The sequence below is a fragment of the Stenotrophomonas maltophilia group sp. Smal17 genome, assembly GCF_030237045.1.
Taxonomy (GTDB): Bacteria; Pseudomonadota; Gammaproteobacteria; order Xanthomonadales; family Xanthomonadaceae; genus Stenotrophomonas; species Stenotrophomonas forensis.
In genome coordinates, this window is sequence record NZ_JASJSU010000028.1 from 23,952 (window position 1) to 49,932 (window position 25,981).

The window sequence follows — 25,981 nt, forward strand, 5'->3', positions numbered from 1 at the left end:
AGAGAACACCGCCATGCCGTGGATGGGCATCCAGGACCTGTGGACGTTTCTGGTCGCCGTGCTGGTGTTCCTCGCCCTGCCCGGCCCCGGTACCTTCACCCTGCTGACCGCCACCGGCCGTGGCGGCGTGCGTGGCGGCTACACCGCATTGGCCGGCCTGCTGGTCGGCGACCAGATCCTGATGTGGCTGGCCCTGGCCGGCGTGGCCGCACTGCTGAAGGCCAATCCGCTGGTGTTCCATGCCGTGCAGTACCTCGGTGCGGCCTACCTGGTGTGGGTCGGCATCAGCCTGCTGCGGACCCCGAAGCACGATGGGGGTGACGCCGGACCGATCCGCATGCAGCCGGGCCGCTACTTCCAGCAGGCCATTCTGGTCAGCCTGCTCAATCCGAAGGCGATCCTGTTCTACATGGCGTTCCTGCCGCTGTTCATCGACCCGAAGGCGCACCAGGGCATCGCCACCTTCGCGGCACTGGCCGGCATCATCCTGGTGGTCAGCATCGCCTACTGCTCGATGCTGATCGGCGTGGGCAACCTGGCCCGTCGCCGCCTGATCCAGCACCCGCGGATCAGCGACGCACTGCGCCGCGTGGCCGGCCTGTTCCTGGTGGGGTTCGGTATCCGCCTGGGGCTGAATGGTTGAACCGGCCGACCCGTTGACCCCACTGCGCTGGACGCCCGCCCGCTGAATCGGCTCTGCCGACCGGAGGGCCCTCGTACGAATTCGATTTTTGCCCGCAATTGTGCTGATTTCGTCACTTCAGCTGATGGCGAGCCACCATCGCTGACGCATTCAACACATGCACGACCCCCGTCAGTGGTAATGCTGCGCTGCGTTCGGTCACACTCGGGAACTTGTCGTTCTTAGTCACCCCTTCCGAGGCCTGCATGTCCCTGTTCCGGCGCAAGTCCCTAGATTCCGTCACCGTCCACGAAGCCGGCAGGCGTCTGATCCCCACGCTCAGTTGGCCACACCTGATCGCGCTGGGCATCGGCGCCATCGTCGGTACCGGCATCTACACGCTGATCGGCGTCGGCGCCAACCTGGCCGGCCCGGCCGTGCTGATCTCCTTCGCCATCGCCGGCGCGGTCTGCGCCTGCGCGGCGCTGTCCTATGCCGAGCTGTCGACGATGATGCCGGCCGCCGGCAGCGCCTACACCTACAGCTACAGTGCGCTGGGCGAGGTGTTCGCCTGGGTGGTGGGCTGGAGCCTGATCCTGGAGTACTCGCTGGTGGTGAGTACGGTAGCGGTGGGCTGGTCCGGCTACTTCGTCGGCTTCCTGGAATGGGTGCACACCCAGTTCGGCTGGAACGTGCACCTGCCGGCCTGGCTTGCCGCCGGCCCGCACGTGGAAGGCGGCATGATCAACCTGCCGGCGATCGTCATCACCTGGCTGGTGGCCGGCATGCTGATGGCCGGTACCAAGGAGAGCGCCACCCTCAACGCCATCCTGGTGGTGTTCAAGCTGATCGCGCTGGCCATCTTCGTCGCCGTCGCCCTGCCCGCCTTCGACAGCGCCAACCTGCAGCCGTTCATGCCGTATGGCTTCGCCAAGTCGATCGGCCCCGATGGCGTCGAGCACGGCGTGATGGCCGCGGCGGCAATCATCTTCTTCGCGTTCTACGGCTTCGATGCGATCTCCACCGCCGCCGAGGAAACCAAGAACCCGGGCCGCGACCTGTCGATCGGCATCATCGGTTCGATGATCGGCTGCACCATCGTCTACGTGCTGGTGGCGCTGGCGGCAGTCGGTGCGATGAGCTACGCGGTGTTCGGCCACAGCGCCGAGCCGCTGGCGCTGATCATGCGCCAGCTGGGCCACCCGACCGCGGCGATGGTGATCGGCGTGATCGCGATCATCGCCCTGCCTACCGTGCTGTTGGCCTTCCTGTATGGCCAGAGCCGCATCTTCTTCGTGATGAGCCGCGATGGCCTGCTGCCGCGCGGGCTGTCCAAGGTCAACGCCCGTACCGGCACGCCGGTGGCGACCACGCTGTTCACGGCAGTGGTGGTCTCGGCGCTGGCCGGTGTAGCGCGCCTGGACGAGATCGCCGCGCTGGCCAACGCCGGTACCCTGGCCGCGTTCACCGCGGTGGGCATCTGCCTGGTGGTGCTGCGCCTGCGCGAACCGAACCGCGAGCGCACCTTCCGCACCCCGCTGGCCTTCGTGGTCGGCCCGCTGGCGGCGCTGGGCTGCATCTACCTGTTCATCAGCCTGCCGCACCGCACCCAGCTGTACTTCCTGCTGTGGAACGTGGCCGGCCTGGTGCTGTACTTCCTGTACAGCCGTCGCCATGCGCTGATCGCGAAATAAGGGCCGCTTTGTAGAGTCGAGCCATGCTCGACTCTACTTGCCCGCGGCGTAATCCTGCGCCTGGCGCATCACCCGCAGCAGGTTGCCGCCCCAGATGCCGGCAATCTGCTGCTCGGTGTAGCCCTTGCGCAGCAGCCAGGCGGTGATCTTCGGCAGCTGGCTGACATCGGGCAGGTCGCTCAGGCCGCCGCCGCCATCCCAGTCCAGGCCGATCCCCACATGCTCGGGGCCGACCACCTTGAGGATGTGCTCGAAGTGGGCGAAGAAATCGTCCAGGCTGGCATGGCGCACCGGATGCTCGTGGTCCAGTTCCTGCTCGGCCTTCAGCAGGGCGACACCCTGCTCGATGCCCATTCCTTCCCAGCCACCCAGCTGCTTGCTCAGCGCTTCTTCGGCCTGCTTGCGCTCCGGTGTCTTGGCGGTGTCGATCAGGTATCCGCCGTAGGCATTCACCTGGATCACGCCGCCCGCCTTGGCCAGCTTGCGCAGGCGTGCATCGTCCAGATTGCGCGGGTGGTCGTAGACCGCCTTGGCCGAGCTGTGCGAGAGCACGAACGGCACCGGCATCATCGCCAGCAGGTCGTCGAACACTGCGTCGGAGGCATGCGACTGGTCGATCACGATGCCCAGCTTCACCGCCTGCCGCACCAGCTCCTTGCCGGCCGGGCTCAGGCCTTTCCACTCCGCCCCCTTGGGATCGGTGGCCGAATCGGCGAACTCGTTGTTGGCAAAGTGCACGGTGCTGAGCAGGCGCAGGCCGGCGCGGTGATAGAACGACAGCAGGCTGGGATCGGCCACCAGCGGGCTGGCGTTTTCCATGCTGATGTAGACCACGCGCTTGCCGGCGGCCTTGATCCGCGCGGCATCATCGGCGGTCAGCGCCAGCGCGAAGCGCTCGGGATTGGCCGCCAGCATCTCGCGGATTTCCAGCAACCGCTGCAGGCCATGGTCACGCTCGGCCAGGTGAGCCGCTGCGCTGCGGTCGCCCTGGTCGGTGTAGATCGCCCAGAAGCCGCCGTCCAGCGCCCCTTCGACCATGCGCGGGTAGTCCACCTGCGAAAGCGCGTTGCGGTCGTGGCGCTGCTCGATGTCGAAGCCGCTGCGACCGAAGTTGGCCGGCGTATCCAGATGGCTGTCGAGGGTGACCAGGCGCTGTTGCAGCACCTTGGCACGGGCCAGCTCCTGCGCGCTGAACTCAACGGCGTGGGCGGACAGCGGCGCGCACAGCGCCAGGGCAAGCACGACGGACAGGTGGCGCAACGAAGGCATGGGCTCTCACCGGCATTGGGAAGAGCCCGACCATAGCGCTGCGGCCCGCTGATTTGTAGAGCCGAGCCATGCTCGACTGATCAGGCACCGCGAGTCGAGCATGGCTCGACTCTACAGGCAGGCATCAATCCACCACGCGGCAGAACACCGCCTTCAGGTAACGCGATTCCTGCACGTGGGCCATGAACGGATGGTCCGGACCGGCGCCGGCCACCTTCAGGATCTGGATCGTGCGGCCGGAGAAATACGCCGCGCGGCGCAGCATGTCGAGGAACTGGTCCTCGGCCACCAGGCCGGTGCAGGAGAACGTGGCGAACAGGCCACCGGGCTTGACCACGCCCAGCGCCAGCTTGTTCATGTCCAGGTACTTCTTCAGCGCGGTGATCACCTGGTCGCGGTCGCGGGTCATCTTCGCCGGGTCCAGGATCACCACGTCGTACTGCTCGCCGCGGTTGGCGGCATCACGCAGCCACGGGAAGATGTCGGACTGGACGAACTTCGGGCGCACGTTGTTCAGGCGCGAATTGCCCTTGGCGATCTGGATGACGTCTTCATCGATGTCGATGCCGACCACGTCCGAGGCGCCACGCGCCGCCGCATACACCGCGAAACCGCCGGTGTTGCAGCACAGGTCGAGCACGCTCTTGCCTTCCACCTGCTGGCTCAGCCACTCGCGGTTCTCGCGCTGGTCGGCGAAGAAACCGGTCTTGTGGGCACCGGCCGGGTCGGCGCGGAACTTGATGCCGTACTCGGTGATCACCGCTGCTTCGGTGGTGGTATTGCCGTGGAAGTCGAAGCTTTCCTGCTTCTGCACGTGCTCGTCGGCGAAGCTGTGGAAGCGGCAGCCGGGGAACTGCTCGCGCAGCGCGTCGTAGATCCACTCGCGGTGGCGGAACATGCCGGCGGCGAAGAACTCGACCACCACCAGGTCGCCGTAGCGGTCGACCACCAGGCCGGACAGGCCGTCGCCTTCGCTGTGCACCACGCGCCAGGCATCGGACACCGCATCGAGCTTCAGCACCTCACGGCGCAGCGACACCGCCTGGGCGATCTTGCGCGAGAACCAGCCGGCATCGACCGGCACGTTCGGGTCGGTTTCGAGGATGCGCACGGCAATGCGCGAATGCCCGTTGTAGAACCCCCGGCCAATGAACTCGCCATCGATGCCGACCACGTCGACGATGGAGCCGGGCTTGGGCCGGACGGTCGGCTTCTCGACCAGTTTCTGGAAGATCCACGGGTGGCTGGAACGCCACGCGTTCTTGAGGCGGACAATCGGAAGGGGGGTATTCATCCGCCCATTGTAGCCGGGGGGCGGCGGGGGCCGGAAATCCAGGACGGGCGCGGCATTTGACGGCGGCCCGGGCAGACGGCAGAATCGGCGCCAGAAGGGGAGTAGCTCCCAGACGTTGTCGCCGTCAATTCGAGCCCGCAGGCTCCGGTGCAACGGCAGTTCCAGCCATTGGAACTGCGAGCGAGACCTTCGCCGTACTGGCGAAGCTCTGTCCCTGGATCCCCACCCGATCCTCCGTTGCAGATCCTCGCCGTCCGGCCTGGCATTCATCTTTCCAACGGACATTCCCAATGCAGACGATCGGTAACGTGTGGTTGTGGGGCGGCTTCGCAGCGGTGGTGGTCATCGCCCTGCTGGTCGACCTCGTGTTGATGCGCCATGGTGGACCGCACAAGGTCACCTTCAAGGAGGCCCTGTGGTGGTCGATCGGCTGGGTCGCGCTGGCCCTGCTGTTCAACGCCGGCCTCTGGTACTACCTGAATGAGACCGCCGGCCAGGTCGTGGCCAACAAGGTCGGCCTCGAATTCCTGACCGGCTACCTGGTCGAGAAGGCGCTGGCGGTCGACAACATCTTTGTCTTCCTGATGATCATGAGCTACTTCGCGGTGCCGGAGGAACAGCGCCAGAAGGTGCTGATCATCGGCATCCTGGGTGCGATCGTGCTGCGTACGATCATGATCTTCGCTGGTAGCGTGCTGATCAGCCAGTTCCATTGGCTGCTTTACGTGTTCGGTGCCTTCCTGCTGTTCACCGGCTGGAAGATGTGGTTCGCCGCCGGCCAGGAGCCCGATCTGGAGACCAATCCGGCCCTGCGCTGGATGCGCAAGCACCTGCGCCTGCTGCCGGACTACGCCGGCAACGCGCTGAGCGTGAAGCGCGATGGCGTGCGCTGGTTCACCCCGCTGTTCGCGGTACTGATCCTGATCGCGGTCACCGACGTGATCTTCGCCGTGGACAGCATCCCGGCGATCTTCGCGATCACCACCGACCCGTTCATCGTGCTCACCTCCAACGTGTTCGCGGTGCTGGGCCTGCGCGCGATGTTCTTCCTGCTGGCCGGCATGGCCGACCGCTTCCACCTGCTGCCGTATGGCCTGGCGCTGGTGCTGGGCTTCATCGGCATCAAGATGATGATCATCGACCTGTTCAAGATCCCGACCCCGGTGTCGCTGGGCGTGGTCGCGGTGATCATCGCCGCCACCGTGGTGCTGAGCCTGAAGTACCCGCCGAAGGAAGGATCGGGCCACGCCTGAAGCTGAATCGCTGAACGGCACGGCCGGCGGGATTATCCCGCCGGCCGTCTCCACTCTCCCGCCGCGGCGGCCTTGGTTTCGCGGCAACCACCGCCATTGCTGAGGTATGGACAACAACGCGCCCCTGCCCGCCGGCGACGTACCGGCCCCCCGCAATGACCGCTCGCGCATCCTGCGGGCGTTCAATGTCAGCCTGGCCGCCGTGCTGGTGCTGGTGGCCGTGTTCGCCCTGCAGGGCACGTTCGACTGGCGCCTCTGGGCGGTAGCGCCGCTGGAAGCCAAGGGCCTGCTCGGCCTGGTCGGTGGCCCGATGCTGCATGCCTCGGTCGAGCACATCGCCGCCAACAGCATCGCCATCCTGATCCTCGGCACCCTGGCCGGCAGCGTCTATCCAAAAGCCACCGTGCGCGCCCTGCCCCTGCTGTGGCTGGGCTCGGGCCTGGGTGCCTGGATGCTGGGCAATCCGGGCAGCGTGCACCTGGGCGCCAGTGGCGTGACCCACGGCCTGATGTTCCTGCTCGCCAGCCTCGGCCTGCTGCGTCGCGACCGCGCGGCGATCGCCACCGGCCTGATCGGCATGCTGTTCTACGGTGGCATGCTGATGACCGTCCTGCCGCACGCCGACGGCGTGTCGTGGCAGTCGCACATGGGCGGCGCCTTCGCCGGCATCATTGCCGCGCTGCTGTTCCGCAACGCCGACCCCCTGCCGCCGCGCCAGCGCTACAGCTGGGAAGACGAAGAGGATGAGGCCGAACCGCTGGCCGACGACGAGCTGGAGCCGCCGTCACCGCAGCGCGTGCCGGTGCTGTGGCAGCCACGCGAGGGCCAGGACTACGTGGTGATTCCATTCCGGCGGCCGGACGATCCGCGCGGCTGAGGTGTGGTAGATGCCGACCTTGGTCGGCGCTGTTCCCATGGGGCCAACCAAGGTTGGCCACTACCGCACGACATTCGGCGATCGGACGGATCAGTTGGCCGCGTTCCCCGCCCTGCCCATCCCATCCACCGCCTGCCGGCCCAGCGCCGGGTCGTCGGTGAAGAAGGCATCGATGCCGGTGGCCAGGTACGCGCGCATCTCGGCGATCGAACCCTCGGCGTTGCGTGCATTGTCGGCACCCCTGCGCAGGTCGCTGGCCTGGAAGTGGTTCTCCGGGCGGAAGGTGTACGGGATCACCATCAGGCCCACCGCATGCGCATCGCGCACCAGCGAGGTGGGTGTGCCCAGCGCGCCCTTGTCATCCAGCGGAATGATCGAACGCAGCTCCGGGCCGATGCTGTCGGCGTAGACGGCGATGTCCTTCAGGCCGGCCGGGGTCATCATCTGTGCGTAGGTCAGCCTGCCACCGGCCTTGGCGACGTCGGCCGGCTGGGTATCGCCCTTCCACAGCAGCTGCAGCAGGCGGATGTTGCTGTCGCGCGGGATCTTGCCGCGCAGGTAGCGCAGGTTGGCGGTCTCGAACGACTGGATGGTGACCGGGCCGACGTTGGTATAGGCATTGCCGCGCAGCGCCGCCAGCAGTTTGTCTTCCATCGGCAGGCCGATCGACTGGAAGTAGGTCGGGTGCTTGATCTCCGGCACCAGGCCGATGCCACGGTTGGCACGGCCCGCCTGCTGCACCAGGAAGGCCAGGATCTCGTCGAGGCTGGCAATGCGGAACTGGCCATCGTAGGCGGTGCTGCGCAGTTCCGGCAGGCGCTCACGCGCGTACAGCGTCTTCAGCTCGGCCAGGGTGAAGTCTTCGGTGAACCAGCCCTCGACCTTCTGCCCGTCGATGACCTTGCTGGTACGGCGGCTGGCGAACTCGGGATGCGAGGCCACGTCGGTGGTGCCGCTGATCTCGTTCTCGTGGCGGGCCACCATCACCCCATCCCTGGTCATCACCAGGTCCGGTTCGATGTAGTCGGCGCCATCGGCAATCGCCTGCGCATAGGCGGCCAGGGTGTGCTCCGGCAGCAGCGCGCTTGCGCCTCGGTGGCCATAGACCGACACCTTGTGTGCGGCCGGGGTGGAGGATTCAGCACTCATGGCCACCGATGGTGCCACGGCCAGCGACAACAGCAACGCACAACCCCACGACTTCACTGCGACTTCCCCAAGCGGTATGTGATGGGCGTCAGTATGCGGCGGCAATGTGACAGGCGGGGGACCCCACGCGTCCGGTAGTCGCCGACCTTGGTCGGCGCTCTGCCGGCCGGCGTCCATGACCCCGGATGCCCTGTGCCAACCAAGGTTGGCACCCACCAGAGCGTGAGCCCGTTCGGGGATCTGCCCCGGGCCTTACTTGCCGATGCAGAAGCTGGAGAAGATCCGCCCCAGCAGGTCATCGGCACTCATCTGCCCGGTGATCTGGCCCAGTGCATCGTGGGCCAGCCGCAGTTCCTCGGCGGCCAGTTCCAGGTGTTCGTGGGCCAGCTCACCGTCGGCGCGCTGCGCATGTTCCTGCGCGCGCTCGATCGCATCGACGTGGCGGGTGCGTGCGGAGAATTCGCCGTCCACCTGTTCGCCTGCCCCGGCCGACGCAATCGAACGCAGGCGCACATGCAGGTCATCGAGCCCGGCACCGGTCGCGGCCGAAACGAACACGCGATCCGGATCGTCCAGCGTCGGCAGCACATCCAGCAGGTCCGACTTGTTGTGGATGTAGACCTTGTGCGGCACCGCCATCACTGCATCACCGAGGGCCGCTTCACCGGCCGCCGGATCGCGTGCATCCAGCACGATCAGCGCCAGGTCGGTGCGCTCGATTTCCACATGCGCTCGACGCATGCCTTCGCGCTCGATGGCGTCGCCACCGTCGCGCAGGCCGGCGGTATCGACCAGGGTCAGCTCCAGGCCATCCAGGCGGATGGTCTCGCGCAGGGTGTCGCGGGTGGTACCGGCGATGTCGGTGACGATCGCTCGCTCGCTGCCAGCCAGCGCATTGAGCAATGAACTCTTGCCGGCATTCGGTGGCCCGATCAGCACCGCGTGCAGGCCATCGCGCAGGCGACGGCCGCGCTCGGCGTCGCGGCGCAACAGGGCCAGATCGCTGCGCGCCTGTTCCAGCCCGCGCCGCACCTGCGCGCCACCGAGCGTATCCAGCGGTTCGTCGGCGAAGTCGATGGCCGCTTCCACGTGGATGCGCAGCAGCACCAGCTGTTCGACCACGGCCTCGATGCGGCGCGAGAACACTCCGTCCAGTGAACGTCGTGCAGCGCGCGCGGCACGGTTGTCACCGGCGGCGATCAGGTCGGCGATGGCCTCAGCCTGGGCCAGGTCGAGCTTGCCGTTGAGGAACGCCCGTTCGCTGAACTCACCCGGCCGCGCCTGGCGCGCACCCAGCGCGATGCAGCGCGCGACCAGCAGCTGCAACAGCACCGGGCTGCCGTGTCCCTGCAGTTCCACCACTTCTTCGCCGGTAAAGCTGTTCGGCGCCGGGAACCACAGCACGATGCCATCGTCGATCACCTCACCGTCGGCGTCGCGCAGGCGCGCGTAATGCGCATGGCGCGGGCGCAGTGCAGGCGCACCCAGTGCGTTGGCGATGGCCGCCGCGCGCGGGCCGGACAGGCGCAGCAGGCCGACGCCCCCGGCACCGGGAGCGCTGGCGATGGCTACGATGGTGTCCGTGTGGATCGTGGTGTCCATGGCTCAGAGCTTCTCCAGCTGCGCGCGCGCCTGCGCGGCGCCGCTGCCCTGCGGCTGCAGCGCCAGGTAGGTGGTATAGGCCTGCCTGGCCTTGGCTTTGTCGCCTGCGTTGAAGTAGGCATCGCCCAGGTTGAGATGGGCCACCGCGCGCGACGGGTCGATCTTCAGCGTGTTCTCCAGCCAGCGCGCCGCTTCCGCATAGCGCTGCTGACGGTAGTAGACGAAGCCGAGGTTGTTCGCCGCCTGCGCGAAGTCCGGGCGCAGCTTCAGTGCTTCGGTGAACTCGGCAGCGGCTTGGTCGTACTGCTTCTCGCGATACAGCTGCAGGCCACGGTCATTGGCCTGCTGCGCGCGCTGGCGGTCCGAGGCCGGGCCGGCACTGGGCACCACCAGCCTGGCCTTGCCGCCCTGCAGGTCGGCCACGGTCACCGGCGCCTGGCTGCCCTTGGCTTCGCTGGCCGCATCGACCTTGTTGTTCAACGCGATCGCATCGGCGGTCAGCTGGCGCGTACCGGCGTTGAGGAACTCCTGGCTGTCCGGCACCTGGAATACGAACTCGCCGCCCTGCGAACCGGGCAGGCTGCCGAAGGCCGGGGTCTGGTGCGAAACCGCCGAAACCGCCGGCGCCACGTACGCGGCCAGCTCGGTACCGGTGATCAGGCCATCACCGTTGAGGTCACCCTTGCCGGCCAGCGCCTGCAGCAGCACCCAGGTGAACACCGAATGGCCGTTCGGGCCGGCATCGGCCACCTGCTGGTCGGCACCGCCGGCGGTCAGCATCTGCCGCGCGCTGCGGCGTGCGTTCTCGCGCAGGAACGACGACGACGACGGGCCACCTCGGGTCAGGCCCAGGCCGCTGTAGCAGGCATCCATCACGAACATCACGTGCTTGGCCTGCATGCTCTCGGCGATGTTCTGGATGTCGGTCATCGCGATCGCGTCGGTGGCGAACTCTTTCGGGTCCGAATCCACCGGGATGATGTAGCCAAGGTCGCGCCCGGAGGCGAGCTGGCGGGTCGCACCATGGCCGGCGAAGAACACGAACACGCGGTCGTTCTTTCCGGTGCGGTCGTCCGCCAGGCGGTCGTGGAAGGCGGCCAGGATGTTGTTGCGGGTGGCCTGCTCGTTCTTCAGCACGATCACCTGCGAAGAGGGGAAGCCGAACTGCCCTGTCAGCGTGTCGGCCACCGCCTGCGCATCGTGGCTGGCGTACTCCAGCTTCGGCCACTTGGCGTAACTGTCGATGCCGACCACGATCGCCCACGACTTCTCGTAGCCGGTGGTGACGGTGGCATCACTGGCCGCGCCCTTGCGCGCGCGAGCGACGGTGAAGTCGCGGCCGTTCCAGCCGGCGAACTGGTAGCCGTCGGCGATCAGGCGGTCGAGGATCTGCGGCAGCGCCTTCACCGCACGGTCGTGGATGTCGTGGAACAGGATGATGCCGCGCTGTTCCTTGTTCACCTGGTCGAGCACGCGCTGCACGATCGACTCCGGCACAGGATCGGCCCAGTCCATCGAGTCGATGTTCCACATGATCGACTTCAGCCCTGCCTCGTTGAGCAGCTGCAGGCCTTCAGCGTTGCGTGCACCGTAGGGGAAGCGGAACAGGGGCGCGCGCTTGCTGTCGACGTCCTTCAGCAGCGTATCGGTGTCCAGTACCTGCTGGCGCAGCGCGTCGCCGGTGGTGCGCGACAGCTGGGCGTGGGTCAGGCTGTGGTTGCCGACCGCATAGCCCTCTTCCATCAGGCTGCGGCTGATCTTCGCCATCGGCCCGAGGCTGACCTTGCCGTCCGCCTCGACCTTGCCCAGGTTGCGGCCCACCTCGAAGAACACACCCGGCACGTCGTAGCGCTTGAGGATGGCCACCACTTCATCGGTGTAGGCCTTGTGCGGGCCGTCGTCGAAGGTCAGCACCACGGTCTTCGGCGGCAGGTCGCGGCCGAAGATCTCCCGGTCGCTGTCCTTCATCGACATCGGGTACGGCTCGATCACCCCGTAGTCGCGCAGGATCGCTTCGCGGCTGTAGTCCTTGTGCAGGTGGGCGATGTAGTCGTCCCACTTCTCGCGCTTCAGTTCGATGGCACGGGTGCGCTCGAAGCGGCTGAAGATCCGGGTCAGTTCCTGGTTGTAGTTGCGCTCGATTTCATCGAGTGCTTCCAGGTCTTCGCCGATGCGCTGGTGCAGTTTCACCGCCGGCAGCGACGAATCGGTACCGACCCGTTCGTGCAGATCACGCAGCACTTCGCGGAACGCCAGGCGGTCGGCATCGAACAGTTCCGGTGCCGATTCGATGTAGTCCAGAACGGTACCGAGGGTGGCGAAGCGCTGCGGGCTGGAACCGCGCAACAGGGTGTCGAACTGCGCGGCGATGGCCGTGCGCTGTTCCAGCCCATCGTGGAACAGCTGCTGCCCCACACGCGTGGAGGTACCGCGGTCTGCGGCCGACTGCTGTTCCTCGTCGGCCAGCAGCACGATGATCCGGCGGTAGCCGTCGAGCTGCTTCTGCAGCGCGGCCAGCAGCGGTGCGGCGGCCGGATCAGCGGCGGCCGCGGCCTGCGCGCTGGGCTGGGTGACGGCGGCCGCCGGTGCCTTCGCATCCTTGTCGCCACACCCGGCCACGACCAGGGTCAACAACAGCGAGGGCAGGAACAGGCGGAACGACAGCGCACGCGGCATGGTGGACTCGAAGGTGGGAGGAACGGTGTGCCGGGAATTCTAACGCCGCATGCGAAAAGCCCGCCTTGCGGCGGGCTTTTCATCGACCGGGGGGTAGAGTCGACCTTGGTCGACTGCTCCATCCCCAACGCCAGTCGACTAACAGTCGACTCTACAGGTCGGCGTTACTTCTTCTTGACCGGGGCCGGGGCAGTGGTGGCCGGGACCGGATCGCCGCCATGGCGCTTGGTCATCCACCACTGCTGCAGCAGGCCTAGGCCGCCGTTGACCACCCAGTACAGCACCAGGCCGGACGGCATGAAGGCCATCATGACGCCGAACACCAGCGGCATGAACTGCATCATCTTCTGCTGCATCGGGTCCATGCCCGGTGCCGGGGTCAGCTTCTGGGTGAACCACATCACCGCCACGTTGATGACCGGCAGGATGAAGTACGGGTCGCGTGCGGTCAGGTCCTGGATCCAGCCCAGCCACGGCGCCTGGCGCAGCTCGACCGACTCGACCAGCACCCAGTACAGGGCGAAGAAGATCGGCATCTGGATGAGGATCGGCAGGCAGCCGCCCATCGGATTGATCTTTTCCTTCTTGTACAGCTCCATCATCGCGGTCTGGAACTTCTGGCGGTCGTCGCCATAGCGTTCCTTCAGCTGCGCGATGCGCGGCTGGAAGCGACGCATCTTGGCGCCGCTCTTGTACTGCACGGCCGACAACGGATACAGCACCAGCTTCAGCAGCACCACCAGGCCGACAATCGCCCAGCCCCAGTTGCCGACCAGCTTGTGCACCTGGTTCAGCACCCAGAACAGGCCCTGGCCGATCACCGCCATCATCGAGAAGCGGCTGTAGTCGACCACGCGGTCCAGGCCCGGCACGTCTTCCTTGGCGATCAGGTTGACCAGCTTCGGGCCGACCCACAGGCGGGCCTCGGTGCTGGTGGACTGGCCCGGGGCCACGGTGAAGGCCGGGCCACGCGCTTCGATCAGGTCACGACCGGCCACCTGCGACAGCACGTAGTGCGCGGTCTGGTCCTTCTGCGGGATCCAGGCGGTGAAGAAATGGTGCTGCAGCATCGCCAGCCAGCCGCCGGTGATGTTCTGGTTCAGCGTGCCGTCTTCCAGGTAGTCCTTGAACGCACGACGCTGGTACTTCTTGTCGTTGTCGTACCAGGTGGCGCCGTTGAAGCTGAAGGAGTCCGGGTTGGTCATGCTCCGCGACAGGATCGTCGGGGTGCGGTCCAGGGTGCGGTAGACGTAACCGTTCCACGGCGCGGTGCCGGTGTTGCTGACTTCGTCCTTGAAGCGCACGGCGTACTCGTTGCGCGAGACGGTCAGGGTGCGCTTGATGGTCACGCCGTTGTCGGCGGTCCACACGAACGGGATCTGCAGCTCGTTCTGGCCCTTGGCCAGCACGAAGTCGTTGGTGTCACCGACCAGCTTGAAGCCGTCAGCGCCCGGGACCGGAGTGTTCTTGTCCTCGCTGGCCCAGCCGCTGATCGCGCTGTACGGATGCGCGGGGTCTTCGGTCAGCAGGCGCACCGGCGGGCTGCCTTCGTCCTTGGTCTGCGGGAACTGCAGCAGCTCGGCATCGAGCACGCGGCCGCCATCGAGCACCATGCGCAGCACGTCGGTGGTAACGGTCACGCGCTGGCTGGCCGGGGTGGCACTGGCCTGGGCCTGCACGGCGGCCTGGCCGGGGGCACCCGGAACCTGGGCACTGGGGATGGCGCCCGGGGTTGCACCCGGAACGCTCTGTGCGGCGGCCGGGGCCGACGTGGTCGTCGGGGCCGGGGTCGGAGCAGCCTTTTCACGGCTCCACTCCATCCACAGCAGCACGGCCACCATCAGCCAGGCAAAAATGAGGAATACGCGGGTCTGGTTCATCAGCGGGCAGGCTCGGCGGGGCCGGGACGCGATGCCGGCTCGGTCAAAGAAGGAGTTGCGATGCCATCAGGCGGCGGCATTGTGCCGTCCACGCCCGGCGTGGGCAATGCACGCAGGCGACGCAGCAGGCGCAGGAAGGCCTGGCGGATCTCGTCGTTGCTGGCGGAACGCGCAGCACTACGAGCCACGACGACGAAGTCGCCTGGCTGGATTTCGGTACGTGTCTGACGCAGGATGTCGCGCAGGACGCGCTTGATCCGGTTACGCCCGACGGCGTTCGGATCAACCTTGCGGGAAACCGCCAGACCCAGCCTGGCCGGCCGGTCAGCCGGCAGCCAGTGCAGGGTCATCAGCGGATCGGACACACGGCGGGCGCCGTTGAAGACCGTTGAGTATTCGGCACGCGTGCGAACCCGCGCAGAGCGAGGGAATCGCTTGCGCGGGTCTGCAGTATTCACTGTCGAAGGGATTGCGTCTGCCGCGAGGTGCGGCATGGCAATCAGGCGCTCAGGACTTTGCGGCCCTTGGCGCGGCGACGCGACAGGATCTTGCGGCCGTCAGCGGTCTTCATACGGGCACGGAAGCCGTGGTCGCGCTTACGCTTGAGGTTGCTGGGCTGGTAGGTGCGCTTCGTGGCCATTGGGGGCCTCTCGTATGAATGGGACGGAAAGAACCGGAAATTCTAGAGAGGTACCCCGCCCCAAGTCAAGCCCTGGCAGCTACGCCAATTCACTGCCCTGTGCAATAGCTGTGGATGTTTTTGTGAATAAGTAGGGGACAAGCATTCCGAAGGCGGGCGCTCGGTGGTAGTCTGAGCCATCCATTTCCCCCCTTTCCGGCCTGTGTTTGGGCGCCTTGTCGCGTCCACGCCCCGGCCACCGGACGATTATTGCTGATGGATGCTTGGTCCCGTAGTCTCGAGCGCCTCGAAGCGGAGTTCCCGCCGGAAGACGTTCATACCTGGTTGAAGCCGCTGCAGGCCGATCTGCGCGTGGACAGCCTGGTGCTGTATGCACCGAATGCCTTCATCGTCGACCAGGTCCGCGAGCTGTACCTGGCCCGGATCCGCGAACTGCTGGCTCATTTCGCCGGTTTCAGCGACGTTTTTCTTGAAATCGGCTCGCGCCCACGCCCGGTGGAGGCGCAGAACGCGCCGGTTTCCACGCCGTCGGCGCACGTCTCCAGCGAACCGCAGGTGCCGTTCGCCGGCAACCTGGACAACCACTACACCTTCGCCAACTTCGTCGAAGGCCGCAGCAACCAGTTGGGCCTGGCCGCTGCCTTCCAGGCGGCGCAGAAGCCGGGCGACCGTGCGCACAACCCGCTGCTGCTGTACGGAGGCACCGGCCTGGGCAAGACCCACCTGATGTTCGCCGCCGGCAACGCCATGCGCCAGGCCAACCCAGGGGCGAAGGTGCTGTACCTGCGTTCGGAGCAGTTCTTCAGCGCGATGATCCGGGCCCTGCAGGAAAAGACCATGGATCAGTTCAAGCGCCAGTTCCAGCAGGTGGACGCGCTGCTGATCGATGACATCCAGTTCTTCGCCGGCAAGGACCGCACCCAGGAAGAGTTCTTCCACACCTTCAACGCGCTGTTCGATGGCAAGCAGCAGATCATCCTGACCTGCGACCGCTATCCGCGCGAAGTCGAAGGCCTGGAAGCGCGCCTGAAGTCGCGGCTTGCCTGGGGCTTGTCGGTCGCGATCGAACCGCCGGACTTCGAGACCCGTGCCGCGATCGTGCTGGCCAAGGCGCGCGAACGCGGTGCCGAGATTCCCGATGACGTTGCGTTCCTGATCGCCAAGAAGATGCGCTCCAACGTGCGCGACCTCGAAGGCGCGCTCAATACCCTGACCGCCCGCGCCAATTTCACCGGCCGCGCGATCACCACCGAATTCGCCCAGGAAACCCTGCGCGACCTGCTGCGTGCCCAGCAGCAGGCGATCAGCATTCCCAACATCCAGAAAACCGTTGCCGACTACTACGGCCTGCAGATCAAGGATCTGCTGTCCAAGCGTCGGACCCGCTCGCTGGCCCGCCCGCGCCAGGTCGCCATGGCCCTGACCAAGGAACTGACCGAGCACAGCCTGCCCGAGATCGGCGATGCCTTTGCCGGTCGCGATCACACCACGGTGCTGCATGCCTGCCGCCAGATCCGGACCCTGATGGAAACCGACGGCAAGCTCCGCGAGGACTGGGACAAGCTGATCCGGAAGCTGAGCGAATGATGCACGGATGCCGATGAGGCGTCATCGCACAAAACGGTGCAGAATCCGGTAGCAAGCGCGGGACACGTTGTGGATAAAAATGGCGTCTGAAATCGCGCCGATTCTATCCACAACTTTCCCCACCCCCTGGGGGGCGGTAATACAGAGGGTTTCGAGGTCTGAAATTCTTTTATTTACAAAGACTTAGCGTTGTTTTCCAGCGATTCTGTCTCTACCAGCACCACCAAGCTTTTGATTTATTCCACATTTTTTAAAGCATAGGGGCACGGAACCACATGCGTTTCACACTGCAGCGCGAAGCCTTTCTCAAGCCGTTGGCACAGGTCGTCAACGTGGTCGAACGCCGCCAGACCCTTCCGGTTCTGGCCAATTTCCTGGTCCAGGTGCAGAACGGCCAGCTGTCGCTGACCGGTACCGACCTGGAAGTGGAGATGGTGTCGCGGATCGCGGTTGAAGATGCCCAGGACGGCGAAACCACCATTCCCGCCCGCAAGCTGTTCGAGATCATCCGCGCCCTGCCCGATGGCAGCCGGATCACCGTCTCGCAGACCGGTGACAAGATCACCGTGCAGGCCGGTCGCAGTCGCTTCACCCTGGCAACCCTGCCCTCCAACGACTTCCCGTCGGTGGACGAAGTGGAAGCCACCGAGCGCGTCGCCATCGGCGAAGCGACCCTGAAGGAGCTGATCGAACGCACCGCGTTCGCGATGGCCCAGCAGGATGTGCGCTACTACCTCAACGGCCTGCTGTTCGATCTGCGCGGTGACGCCCTGCGTACCGTCGCCACGGACGGTCATCGCCTGGCGCTGTGTGAAACCGATCTGGCCAAGCCCAGCGGGTCCAAGCGCCAGATCATCGTGCCGCGCAAGGGCGTGACCGAACTGCAGCGCCTGCTGGAAAGCGGTGATCGCGAGATCGAGCTGGAAGTCGGCCGCAGCCACGTGCGCGTCAAGCGCGACGATGTCACTTTCACCTCGAAGCTGATCGACGGCCGTTTCCCGGATTACGAGGCTGTCATCCCGATCGGCGCCGACCGCGAAGTGAAGGTTGACCGTGAAGCCCTGCGTGCCTCGCTGCAGCGTGCCGCGATCCTGTCCAACGAGAAGTACCGCGGTATCCGCGTGGAGGTCTCGCCGGGCAACCTGAAGATCAGCGCGCACAACCCGGAACAGGAAGAAGCCCAGGAAGAGATCGAAGCCGACACCACGGTCAGCGATCTGGCCATCGGCTTCAACGTGAACTACCTGCTGGATGCCCTCTCGGCGCTGCGCGACGAGGAAGTCATCATCCAGCTGCGCGACTCCAACTCCTCGGCGCTGGTGCGTGAATCCAGCAGCGAGAAGTCGCGTCATGTGGTGATGCCGCTGCGTCTCTGACACCAGCGCTGTTCCACGTGGAACCGAATGACGCCCGGGATTTTCCCGGGCGTTTTTTTGTTCCACGTGGAGCATGAGTGTTCGTCCTGCTACAGGCGCAGATTCGACGCCTTGGAACGGGGACCTCTGCTGTCCCGTCGTTGGGTTCCAACATTGACGGTGCGAGTGGGCTCTCGGATTGGAGGCAATCAGGATTCCGGCTGCTGGATCGTCATGCTCAGTCGAATGGCCTTCTTGTCCCAGGTGAAGCAGGCCTCGCGATCGTCTGCGAAGGAATGACTGCAGTTGCTGCAGACGCCACTGTCCACAGGGCCCGTTCGAGGCAGATCGGGCTGGGCCTAGCTTCTAAATCTGGGTATAAATCTTAAGCATGGTGGTGATGGTAGGGCCAGATTTCGTGGAGAAACGCCTTATCTGTTTGATTTTAAAAAGGTTTATGAGGCTGAAACCCCCTGTATAGAGGGCCTTCGGGCTGGGGGGGAACCTGTGGATAGTTTCGCCGGCACGGTAGAAGGGCTTTTTTATCCACAGATTGCCCATACCTTGTGTATAAGTCATACCGTCCCGCTGTGGATAGCGTGGAACTGTCGGTCTGAATTCGTTGAATTCTGTGGAACCCTCCAGGGTCCTGGACCGCAGAATTGAAGGAATCCGGGTGGTTTGCCGCTGGCATCGCCGTTGAGGCATCCCGCGATTCCCACTGGATGGCCGTGAAACTGCTGAAATCTGTGGGCCTACGGAGTGGTGCCGTGCCCAGATTTGAAGGAATTCGCGCCCTTCCCGATTGCGGCGGGGCCGCAGGCATGAGCCGCACACCACGTGAAACGAGCGAGCAGTGGCCGGCAGCCGTCGCGTTCCGGGGCGGATGGTGCCCGCAACACGACCGGCTTGACCGATGCAGTAAGCTGATGGATTACCCACCCTTCTACCGCCCAGTGCGGATGGTCCTTCGCGCCCCATGCAGATCCGCCGCCTCGCCCTGCACCAACTGCGTCGCTTCAGCGCGGTGGACCTGTTGCCGCAGCCAGGATTGAATCTGCTGACCGGCGACAACGGTGCCGGTAAGACCAGCGTGCTCGAGGCCCTGCACCTGATGGCCTATGGCCGCAGCTTTCGCGGCCGGGTTCGCGATGGCCTGGTCCGTCAGGGCCAGGAGGCGCTGGAAATCTTCGTTGAATGGGACGAGCAGCGCGCCAATCACCCGCCGCATCGCCGCAAGGCGGGCCTGCGCCACAGCGGTCAGGACTGGAAAGGGCGATTGGACGGCGAGGATGTCGCGCAGCTCGGGAATCTCTGCGCCGCCCTGGCCGTGGTGACCTTCGAGCCAGGCAGCCATGCGCTGGTGAGCGGTGGAGGTGAACCCCGTCGTCGCTACCTCGATTGGGGCCTGTTCCACGTGGAACCTGATTTCCTCGCTTTGTGGCGCCGCTACTCGCGGGCACTGAAGCAGCGCAATGCGCTGCTCAAACAGGGCGGGCCGTCGCGGATGCTCGATACCTGGGATCACGAGCTGGCCGAGGCGGGAGAACCGCTGACCAGCCGCCGCCAGCACTACCTGGAGCGACTGCAGCAGCGCACGGTGTCGTTGGCAGCCACCCTTGCTCCGCAACTCGGAATCCAGGGGCTGGAACTGAGCCCAGGCTGGCGTCGCCACGAACTTCCTCTGGCCGACGCCCTGCTTCTGGCCCGGGAGCGGGACCGCCAGGCCGGCTACACCTCGGTGGGCCCGCACCGCGCGGACTGGAGCGTGGATTTCCACAGTATTCCCGGTCGCGACGCACTGTCACGTGGTCAGGCCAAGCTGACCGCGCTGGCGTGCCTGCTGGCGCAGGCCGAGGACTATGCGGAACAGCGCGGCGAGTGGCCGGTGATCGCACTCGACGACCTGGCCTCGGAGCTGGACCGCACCCACCAGGCGCGTGTGCTGCAGCGCCTGCTTGATGGCCCGGCGCAGATCTTCATTACGGCCACCGAAACCCCGTCGGCACTGCAGGACCTGGCCGACATCACCCGGTTCCACGTGGAACATGCACAGATCGTGGCTGTGCCATAGTGGTCACACCAGGGCCGCTCGACCCCGGCTGGTATAATTCGGGTTGGAATCCTTTCATTCTCGGCGCATCGCTCCACGCGGTGACCGACCTGCGGAGCCTACGGCAAGCGCAATGAGCGACGAACAGAACACCCCGGCAAACAACGGCAATTACGACGCCAACAGCATTACCGCCCTGGAAGGCCTGGAGGCTGTCCGCAAGCGTCCCGGCATGTACATCGGTGATGTGCATGACGGCACCGGCCTGCACCACATGGTGTTCGAGGTCGTCGACAACTCGATCGACGAAGCGTTGGCCGGCCACGCCGACCACGTGGCAGTGACGATCCACACCGATGGCTCGGTCTCGGTGTCCGATAACGGTCGCGGTATCCCGACCGGCAAGCATGAGCAGATGAGCGCCAAGCTGGGCCGTGAGGTTTCGGCAGCCGAAGTCGTGATGACCGTGCTGCACGCAGGCGGCAAGTTCGACGACAACAGCTACAAGGTGTCCGGCGGCCTGCACGGCGTGGGTGTCAGCGTGGTCAACGCGCTGTCGCAGAAGCTGCTGGTGGATGTGTTCCAGAACGGCTTCCACTACCAGCAGGAATTCAGCAACGGTGCGGCCGTGACTCCGCTGGCCAAGCTGGAAACCACCACCAAGCGTGGCACCACCGTGCGCTTCTGGCCGTCGACCGTGGCCTTCCACGACAACGTGGAATTCCACTACGACATCCTGGCCCGTCGCCTGCGCGAACTGTCGTTCCTCAACTCCGGCGTCAAGATCGTGCTCGCCGATGAGCGCGGCGACGGTCGTCGCGACGACTTCCACTACGAAGGCGGCATCCGCAGCTTCGTGGAGCATCTGGCGCAGCTGAAGACCCCGCTGCACCCGAACGTCATCTCGGTCACCGGCGAGCACAACAGCATCGTGGTGGACGTGGCGCTGCAGTGGACCGACTCCTACCAGGAGACGATGTACTGCTTCACCAACAACATCCCGCAGAAGGACGGCGGTACCCACCTCGCCGGCTTCCGTGGTGCGCTGACCCGCGTGCTCAACAACTACATCGAGCAGAACGGCATCGCCAAGCAGGCCAAGATCAACCTGACCGGCGACGACATGCGCGAAGGCATGATCGCGGTGCTGTCGGTTAAGGTGCCGGATCCGAGCTTCTCCAGCCAGACCAAGGAAAAGCTGGTCAGCTCCGACGTGCGCCCGGCGGTGGAAAACGCCTTTGGTGCGCGCCTGGAAGAGTTCCTGCAGGAAAACCCGAACGAAGCCAAGGCCATCGCCGGCAAGATCGTCGATGCCGCGCGTGCACGCGAAGCCGCGCGCAAGGCCCGCGACCTGACCCGCCGCAAGGGCGCGCTGGATATTGCCGGCCTGCCGGGCAAGCTGGCCGACTGCCAGGAAAAGGATCCGGCGCTGTCCGAGCTGTTCATCGTCGAGGGTGACTCGGCAGGTGGCTCGGCCAAGCAGGGTCGCAACCGCAAGAACCAGGCGGTGCTGCCGCTGCGCGGCAAGATCCTCAACGTGGAACGCGCGCGCTTCGACCGCATGCTGTCGTCGGACCAGGTCGGTACGCTGATCACCGCGCTGGGCACCGGCATCGGCCGTGACGAGTACAACCCGGACAAGCTGCGCTACCACAAGATCATCATCATGACCGACGCCGACGTCGACGGCGCGCACATCCGCACCCTGCTGCTGACGTTCTTCTACCGTCAGATGCCGGAGCTGATCGAGCGCGGTTATGTCTACATCGGCCTGCCGCCGCTGTACAAGATCAAGCAGGGCAAGCAGGAGCTGTATCTGAAGGACGACCCGGCGCTGGACAGCTACCTGGCCAGCAGCGCGGTGGAAAACGCGGCGCTGGTGCCGGCCGCTGGCGAGCCGGGCATCGAAGGCCTGGCGCTGGAAAAGCTGCTGCTGGCCTATGCTGCTGCACTGGATTCGATCGAACGCAACGCGCACCGCTACGACCGCAACCTGCTCGAGGCGCTGGTCGATTTCGTGCCGATGGACATGGACAGCCTGCGCACTGCCGGCGAAGGCGAAGGCCTGGATGCACTGGCCAAGCGCCTCAACCAGGGCAGCCTGGGCAGCCCGCGCTTCAGCCTGGAACTGCAGGAAGCCAACGACGAGCGCCCGGCCGCCGTGCTGGTGACCCGTCGCCATATGGGCGAGCAGCACATCCAGGTGTTGCCGATGTCGGCCTTCGAAAGCGGCGAACTGCGCGCGATCCACCAGGCCTCCAAGCTGCTGCATGGCCTGATCCGCGAAGGTGCAACCATTTCCCGCGGCGCCAAGTCGATCGAAGTGGACAGCTTTGCCAAGGCGCAGAACTGGCTGCTCGAAGAGGCCAAGCGCGGCCGCCAGATCCAGCGATTCAAGGGTCTGGGTGAAATGAATCCGGAACAGCTGTGGGACACCACCGTGAATCCGGAAACCCGTCGGCTGCTGCAGGTGCGCATCGAAGATGCCGTTGCCGCCGACCAGATCTTCAGCACCCTGATGGGCGATGTGGTTGAACCGCGTCGCGATTTCATCGAGGACAACGCGCTGAAGGTCGCCAACCTGGATATCTGACACAATCGGGACACGGCCGGTGCGCGGGGAGGCGCGCCGGCCTTCGACCCTTGAACGCAGGTACCTGATGTCCGCTTCCGCCCCGGTTTCCGCCCCGCCCCCGATTCCGCCGGCCTCGGCCGCGCCGCGCGCCGGTTCCCCGTTGGCGGGTTTCTTCATCGACCTGGGCATCGCCATCGTCACCCTGTTCAGCCTGAGCCTGATCACCGGGCTGTTCTGGGGGTTCTACCGCGCGATCGTGGTCGGCCGTGCCAATGCGGAGGCCCAGGGTGGCGGGCTGTCGCCCGACGCGATCAGCGCGGCGGTTGGCCAGCCGGGTGCACTGGCGCAGATCCTGATGGCGTTGATCGCCACCGGCGGCGCCGCACTGGTGGTGTACTTCTGGCGGCGTCCGGCCACGCCGGACGAGCGCTCCACTTCCCGCCAGGCGCTGCGGCGGCCCTCGACCTGGGGCTGGACCGTGCTGGTGGCTGCGCTGATCGTGATCGGCAGCAATGGCATCGCCTTCCTGGCCAGGCAGTTCGGCATCGAACCGGTGCCGACCAACGTGGAACTGATGCAGAACGCGATTGCGCGTTTCCCGCTGTTCCTCGTGTTGTTCGCCGTGGTGCTGGCGCCGGCCTACGAAGAGCTGCTGTTCCGCCGCGTGTTGTTCGGGCGCCTGTGGAAGGCGGGACGTCCCTGGCTGGGCATCATCCTCAGCAGCCTGGCATTTGCCCTCGTGCACGAAGTGCCGGGTCTGAGCAAGAACTCCCTGCTGGGCATGCTCCAGTTGTGGCTGGTGTATGGAGGCATGGGGGCCGCGTTCTGTTGGCTCTACCAGCGTACCGGCACCTTGTGGGCGGCCATCACCGCACATGCATTGAACAACGCCGTTGCGCTTGCCGCGATGGTGTTCCTGGGGTCAACGTAACGCCGTGTCCGCTTGACGAAAGATTAAGCCGGTACCCTACACACTGCGGACATGAACACGGGGGAGCTTCCATGAAACAACTGCTGCTGGCCCTTGTCATCACCACCCTGGTCAGCGCCTGCGCGACCACCACGTCCCCGACCGGGCGCCGGCAGATGGTGGGCGGCGTCTCCCAGGCCCAGCTGGACCAGCTGGGAGCGCAGGCGTTTGCTGAAACCAAGCAGAAGGAAAAGATCAGCACCGACGGCCGCCAGAACGGTTACGTGCAGTGCGTGGTCAACGCGCTGGTCGCGCAGCTGCCGCCTCAATACCGTGGCGTACGGTGGGAGACCGCGGTGTTCGTCGACAAGGAACCCAATGCGTTCGCACTGCCCGGTGGCAAGGTGGGCGTGAACACGGGCATCTTCACCGTGGCGAAGAACCAGGACCAGCTGGCTGCCGTGATCGGCCATGAAATCGGCCACGTCATCGCGCGCCACCACGAAGAGCGCATTACCCGCCAGATGGGCGCGCAGACCGGCTTAGCGGTTGCTGGTGCCTTGGTTGGAGCTTATGCAGGTGAGTCGGCAGCCAACGTACTAAACCAGTTTGGTGGGATGGGCGCGCAAACGATGTTCCTGTTACCGGGTTCACGCGTCCAGGAAACCGAGGCTGACCAGTTAGGCCAGCGGCTGATGGCCCAGGCCGGTTTCAACCCGGCGCAGGCGGTCGATCTGTGGCAGAACATGATGGCCGCCAGTGGCGGTCGCAGCCCGCAATGGCTGTCCACCCACCCCGACCCGGCCAACCGGATCCAGGAATTGCGACGCGACGCACCGGCGCTGACGCCGGTCTACCAGCAGGCGCAGGCGGCCGGGCTGCGGCCAAAGTGCGGATGAGTGCGCACTTCTATGCTGTATTGCAGCACATAAAACGATTTCTCACGCCATCTGTTTCTGATACGTTTGGCGGCTCAGATTTTTCTGACAGTCCGACTTTGCCGCTAACCGGCGGTTCGATCGAGGTGAACGATGATTTTCCGTAACCACAAAGCTGTGCTTTCCGTCCTCGTCGCGACCGCCCTGACCGGCGCCGTGGTCACCGATGCCTTCGCGCAGTCCTCGCGTTCGTCCGAGCGCGGCAACCGTGGCGGCAGCAGCAAGCAGGCCAAGGCCGAGGCGCTGTACCCGAACGCGACCCGCGAGGAGCCGACCGTCAAGGCCTCGGCCAAGATGGGCAGCAAGCTGCAGAAAATGATCGACAGCTACAACAAGGAAAAGTTCCCGGAGACGCGCACGCAGGCTGACGCGATCCTGGCCGACAGTGCCTCGAACGAGTACGACAAGTCGCTGGCCGCGCAGCTGGCCTCGCAGGCCGCCTACCAGACCGACGACACCCCGGCGGCGATCGCCTACCTGAAGCAGGTCCTGCAGTTCAACGGCCTGGACAACAACGGCCACTTCCAGTCGATGCTGATGCTGGGCCAGCTGCAGCTGCAGGAAGACAAGACCGCCGAAGGCCTGGCCACCCTCGACAAGTACTTCGCCGAGAGCAAGTCGACCAAGCCGGAAGAGCTGATCGCCAAGGGCCAGGCGCTGTACCAGCTGGAGCGCTACCAGGAAGCGATCCCGGTGCTGAAGCAGGCCATCGCCGGCGCCACCGAGCCGAAGGACAACTGGAACCAGCTGCTGATGGCGGCCCTGTCCGAAGCCGGCCAGTCCGGTGAGGCGGTCAAGGAAGCCGAAGCACTGGCGGCCAAGAACCCGAACGACAAGAAGACCCAGCTGAACCTGGCCAGCATGTACATGCAGGCCGACCAGATGGACAAGGCGGCTGCGGTGATGGACAAGCTGCGCAGCAGCGGCCAGCTCACCGACGAGCGCGAGTACAAGCAGCTGTACTCGATCTATGCCAACACCGAGCACAAGGAAAAGGACGTCATCGCGGTCATCAACGAAGGGTTGCAGAAGGGCATCCTGAAGCCGGATTACCAGGTCTACCTGGCGCTGGCCCAGTCCTACTACTACTCCGACCAGGTGCCGCAGGCGATCGATGCGTGGCAGAAGGCTGCCCCGCTCTCCAAGGACGGTGAGACCTACCTGAACCTGGCACGCGTCCTGCATGCCGAAGGTCGCATCCCGGAGGCCAAGCAGGCCGCCCAGCAGGCGCTGGCGAAGGGTGTGAAGAACCAGGCTGATGCCAAAAAAATCATCAACCTGAAGTAAGTAGGAATAACGCCTGAATGCCTGCTCAGTTGATGCGCAGGCGCTCAGGATTGGTATAAGCTTGGAGGTTCCTGCGGTGTCATGCACCGCTGATCAGGGATTCCGCCCCCGGCATCCCGGCCCCACTATTGAGCTCTTGGCGCATGACGGAACAACTAGTCGTTCACCGGTACGAACAACCCGATGACAAGGGGCTGAGCTGGCCTCGCATCGTCGGCATCGCGTTTGTAATTGCCCTGCATCTGGCCGCCTTCATGATGCTCCTCATTCCCGCCGTGGCTCCCAAGGCCGTTGCGGAGAAGGAGCGCAACGTCATGGTG

At 65.3% G+C, this 25,981-nt stretch carries 19 protein-coding genes and 1 pseudogene; 12 read left to right on the plus strand and 8 right to left on the minus strand.

Translation table 11 applies throughout. The features are described from left to right. The first annotated feature begins 13 nt into the window (after positions 1–13). Positions 14–643 (plus strand): leucine efflux protein LeuE, encoded by a 630-nt coding sequence (gene leuE / locus QRO93_RS09790; RefSeq protein ID WP_046983831.1) that lies wholly within the window; start codon positions 14–16, stop codon positions 641–643. Between the two features lie 245 nt (positions 644–888). Then, complete coding sequence (locus QRO93_RS09795) at positions 889–2,316, plus strand: amino acid permease (RefSeq protein WP_053451211.1); 1,428 nt, start codon at positions 889–891, stop codon at positions 2,314–2,316. A 33-nt stretch (positions 2,317–2,349) separates the two neighbouring features. On the opposite strand, the gene QRO93_RS09800 is transcribed toward QRO93_RS09795, so the two are convergent. Together QRO93_RS09800 and QRO93_RS09805 are read right to left on the minus strand one after the other, a co-directional pair. Continuing rightward, positions 2,350–3,585, minus strand: a complete 1,236-nt coding sequence (locus QRO93_RS09800; RefSeq protein WP_180878533.1) for a dipeptidase — start codon at positions 3,583–3,585, stop codon at positions 2,350–2,352. Between the two features lie 124 nt (positions 3,586–3,709). Beyond that, positions 3,710–4,879, minus strand: a complete 1,170-nt coding sequence (locus QRO93_RS09805) for a class I SAM-dependent rRNA methyltransferase (RefSeq protein WP_180878534.1) — start codon at positions 4,877–4,879, stop codon at positions 3,710–3,712. Between the two features lie 290 nt (positions 4,880–5,169). Between QRO93_RS09805 and QRO93_RS09810 the strand changes: the two genes are divergently transcribed. Together QRO93_RS09810 and QRO93_RS09815 are read left to right on the plus strand one after the other, a co-directional pair. Continuing rightward, positions 5,170–6,132 (plus strand): TerC family protein, encoded by a 963-nt coding sequence (locus QRO93_RS09810; RefSeq protein WP_005411722.1) that lies wholly within the window; start codon positions 5,170–5,172, stop codon positions 6,130–6,132. A 106-nt stretch (positions 6,133–6,238) separates the two neighbouring features. Then, positions 6,239–7,009, plus strand: a complete 771-nt coding sequence (locus tag QRO93_RS09815; protein WP_180878535.1) for a rhomboid family intramembrane serine protease — start codon at positions 6,239–6,241, stop codon at positions 7,007–7,009. A 90-nt stretch (positions 7,010–7,099) separates the two neighbouring features. Here the strand turns inward: QRO93_RS09815 and QRO93_RS09820 are convergent, their stop codons facing one another. The 6 genes from QRO93_RS09820 to rpmH form a co-directional block, all read right to left on the minus strand. Next, on the minus strand, positions 7,100–8,215 hold the full coding sequence (locus tag QRO93_RS09820) for a glycerophosphodiester phosphodiesterase (protein ID WP_180878536.1): 1,116 nt from the start codon (positions 8,213–8,215) through the stop codon (positions 7,100–7,102). Between the two features lie 195 nt (positions 8,216–8,410). Next, positions 8,411–9,760 carry a tRNA uridine-5-carboxymethylaminomethyl(34) synthesis GTPase MnmE gene (mnmE, locus tag QRO93_RS09825; protein ID WP_053451216.1) on the minus strand — a complete coding sequence of 450 codons (1,350 nt, stop codon included), beginning with the start codon at positions 9,758–9,760 and terminating at the stop codon, positions 8,411–8,413. Positions 9,761–9,763: 3 nt separating this feature from the next. Further along, positions 9,764–12,436 (minus strand): polysaccharide deacetylase family protein, encoded by a 2,673-nt coding sequence (locus QRO93_RS09830; protein ID WP_180878537.1) that lies wholly within the window; start codon positions 12,434–12,436, stop codon positions 9,764–9,766. 164 nt (positions 12,437–12,600) lie between these two features. Next, positions 12,601–14,316, minus strand: coding sequence for a membrane protein insertase YidC (gene yidC / locus QRO93_RS09835; protein ID WP_285304139.1), 1,716 nt, complete (start codon positions 14,314–14,316; stop codon positions 12,601–12,603). Then, the gene (gene rnpA / locus QRO93_RS09840) at positions 14,316–14,810 is read right to left on the minus strand and encodes a ribonuclease P protein component (RefSeq protein WP_180878538.1); all 495 of its coding nucleotides are present in this window, start codon (positions 14,808–14,810) and stop codon (positions 14,316–14,318) included. The genes yidC and rnpA overlap by 1 nt, the downstream gene beginning before the upstream one ends. Before the next feature lie 5 nt (positions 14,811–14,815). Next, on the minus strand, positions 14,816–14,956 hold the full coding sequence (rpmH, locus tag QRO93_RS09845) for a 50S ribosomal protein L34 (RefSeq protein ID WP_005411729.1): 141 nt from the start codon (positions 14,954–14,956) through the stop codon (positions 14,816–14,818). Positions 14,957–15,211: 255 nt separating this feature from the next. On the opposite strand from rpmH, the gene dnaA reads away from it, so the two are divergent. The 8 genes and pseudogenes from dnaA to QRO93_RS09885 form a co-directional block, all read left to right on the plus strand. After that, positions 15,212–16,543 carry a chromosomal replication initiator protein DnaA gene (gene dnaA, locus QRO93_RS09850; RefSeq protein WP_005411730.1) on the plus strand — a complete coding sequence of 444 codons (1,332 nt, stop codon included), beginning with the start codon at positions 15,212–15,214 and terminating at the stop codon, positions 16,541–16,543. Positions 16,544–16,818: 275 nt separating this feature from the next. Further along, a complete protein-coding gene (dnaN, locus tag QRO93_RS09855) occupies positions 16,819–17,919 on the plus strand; it encodes a DNA polymerase III subunit beta (RefSeq protein ID WP_005411731.1) in 1,101 nt (366 codons plus the stop codon). A gap of 958 nt (positions 17,920–18,877) precedes the next feature. Then, complete coding sequence (recF, locus tag QRO93_RS09860) at positions 18,878–19,972, plus strand: DNA replication/repair protein RecF (RefSeq protein WP_180878539.1); 1,095 nt, start codon at positions 18,878–18,880, stop codon at positions 19,970–19,972. A 112-nt stretch (positions 19,973–20,084) separates the two neighbouring features. Then, positions 20,085–22,544, plus strand: a complete 2,460-nt coding sequence (gene gyrB / locus QRO93_RS09865; RefSeq protein WP_180878540.1) for a DNA topoisomerase (ATP-hydrolyzing) subunit B — start codon at positions 20,085–20,087, stop codon at positions 22,542–22,544. 67 nt (positions 22,545–22,611) lie between these two features. Beyond that, positions 22,612–23,457 (plus strand): CPBP family intramembrane glutamic endopeptidase, encoded by an 846-nt coding sequence (locus tag QRO93_RS09870; protein WP_180878541.1) that lies wholly within the window; start codon positions 22,612–22,614, stop codon positions 23,455–23,457. A 71-nt stretch (positions 23,458–23,528) separates the two neighbouring features. Then, positions 23,529–24,335, plus strand: coding sequence for a M48 family metallopeptidase (locus QRO93_RS09875; RefSeq protein ID WP_053508116.1), 807 nt, complete (start codon positions 23,529–23,531; stop codon positions 24,333–24,335). A 132-nt stretch (positions 24,336–24,467) separates the two neighbouring features. After that, entirely contained in the window at positions 24,468–25,661 is a 1,194-nt protein-coding gene (locus tag QRO93_RS09880; protein WP_180878542.1) for a lipopolysaccharide assembly protein LapB, read from the plus strand. Between the two features lie 143 nt (positions 25,662–25,804). Continuing rightward, positions 25,805–25,981, plus strand: a pseudogene (locus QRO93_RS09885) (energy transducer TonB); the annotation flags it as partial.

Coding starts and splice junctions, on each gene's coding strand:
- leuE (WP_046983831.1), top strand. CDS start 14: ATGCCGTGGATGGGCATCCAGGACCTGTGGACGTTTCTGGTCGCCGTG.
- QRO93_RS09795 (WP_053451211.1), top strand. CDS start 889: ATGTCCCTGTTCCGGCGCAAGTCCCTAGATTCCGTCACCGTCCACGAA.
- QRO93_RS09800 (WP_180878533.1), bottom strand. CDS start 3,585: ATGCCTTCGTTGCGCCACCTGTCCGTCGTGCTTGCCCTGGCGCTGTGC.
- QRO93_RS09805 (WP_180878534.1), bottom strand. CDS start 4,879: ATGAATACCCCCCTTCCGATTGTCCGCCTCAAGAACGCGTGGCGTTCC.
- QRO93_RS09810 (WP_005411722.1), top strand. CDS start 5,170: ATGCAGACGATCGGTAACGTGTGGTTGTGGGGCGGCTTCGCAGCGGTG.
- QRO93_RS09815 (WP_180878535.1), top strand. CDS start 6,239: ATGGACAACAACGCGCCCCTGCCCGCCGGCGACGTACCGGCCCCCCGC.
- mnmE (WP_053451216.1), bottom strand. CDS start 9,760: ATGGACACCACGATCCACACGGACACCATCGTAGCCATCGCCAGCGCT.
- QRO93_RS09830 (WP_180878537.1), bottom strand. CDS start 12,436: ATGCCGCGTGCGCTGTCGTTCCGCCTGTTCCTGCCCTCGCTGTTGTTG.
- yidC (WP_285304139.1), bottom strand. CDS start 14,316: ATGAACCAGACCCGCGTATTCCTCATTTTTGCCTGGCTGATGGTGGCC.
- rnpA (WP_180878538.1), bottom strand. CDS start 14,810: ATGCCGCACCTCGCGGCAGACGCAATCCCTTCGACAGTGAATACTGCA.
- rpmH (WP_005411729.1), bottom strand. CDS start 14,956: ATGGCCACGAAGCGCACCTACCAGCCCAGCAACCTCAAGCGTAAGCGC.
- dnaA (WP_005411730.1), top strand. CDS start 15,212: ATGGATGCTTGGTCCCGTAGTCTCGAGCGCCTCGAAGCGGAGTTCCCG.
- dnaN (WP_005411731.1), top strand. CDS start 16,819: ATGCGTTTCACACTGCAGCGCGAAGCCTTTCTCAAGCCGTTGGCACAG.
- recF (WP_180878539.1), top strand. CDS start 18,878: ATGCAGATCCGCCGCCTCGCCCTGCACCAACTGCGTCGCTTCAGCGCG.
- gyrB (WP_180878540.1), top strand. CDS start 20,085: ATGAGCGACGAACAGAACACCCCGGCAAACAACGGCAATTACGACGCC.
- QRO93_RS09870 (WP_180878541.1), top strand. CDS start 22,612: ATGTCCGCTTCCGCCCCGGTTTCCGCCCCGCCCCCGATTCCGCCGGCC.
- QRO93_RS09875 (WP_053508116.1), top strand. CDS start 23,529: ATGAAACAACTGCTGCTGGCCCTTGTCATCACCACCCTGGTCAGCGCC.
- QRO93_RS09880 (WP_180878542.1), top strand. CDS start 24,468: ATGATTTTCCGTAACCACAAAGCTGTGCTTTCCGTCCTCGTCGCGACC.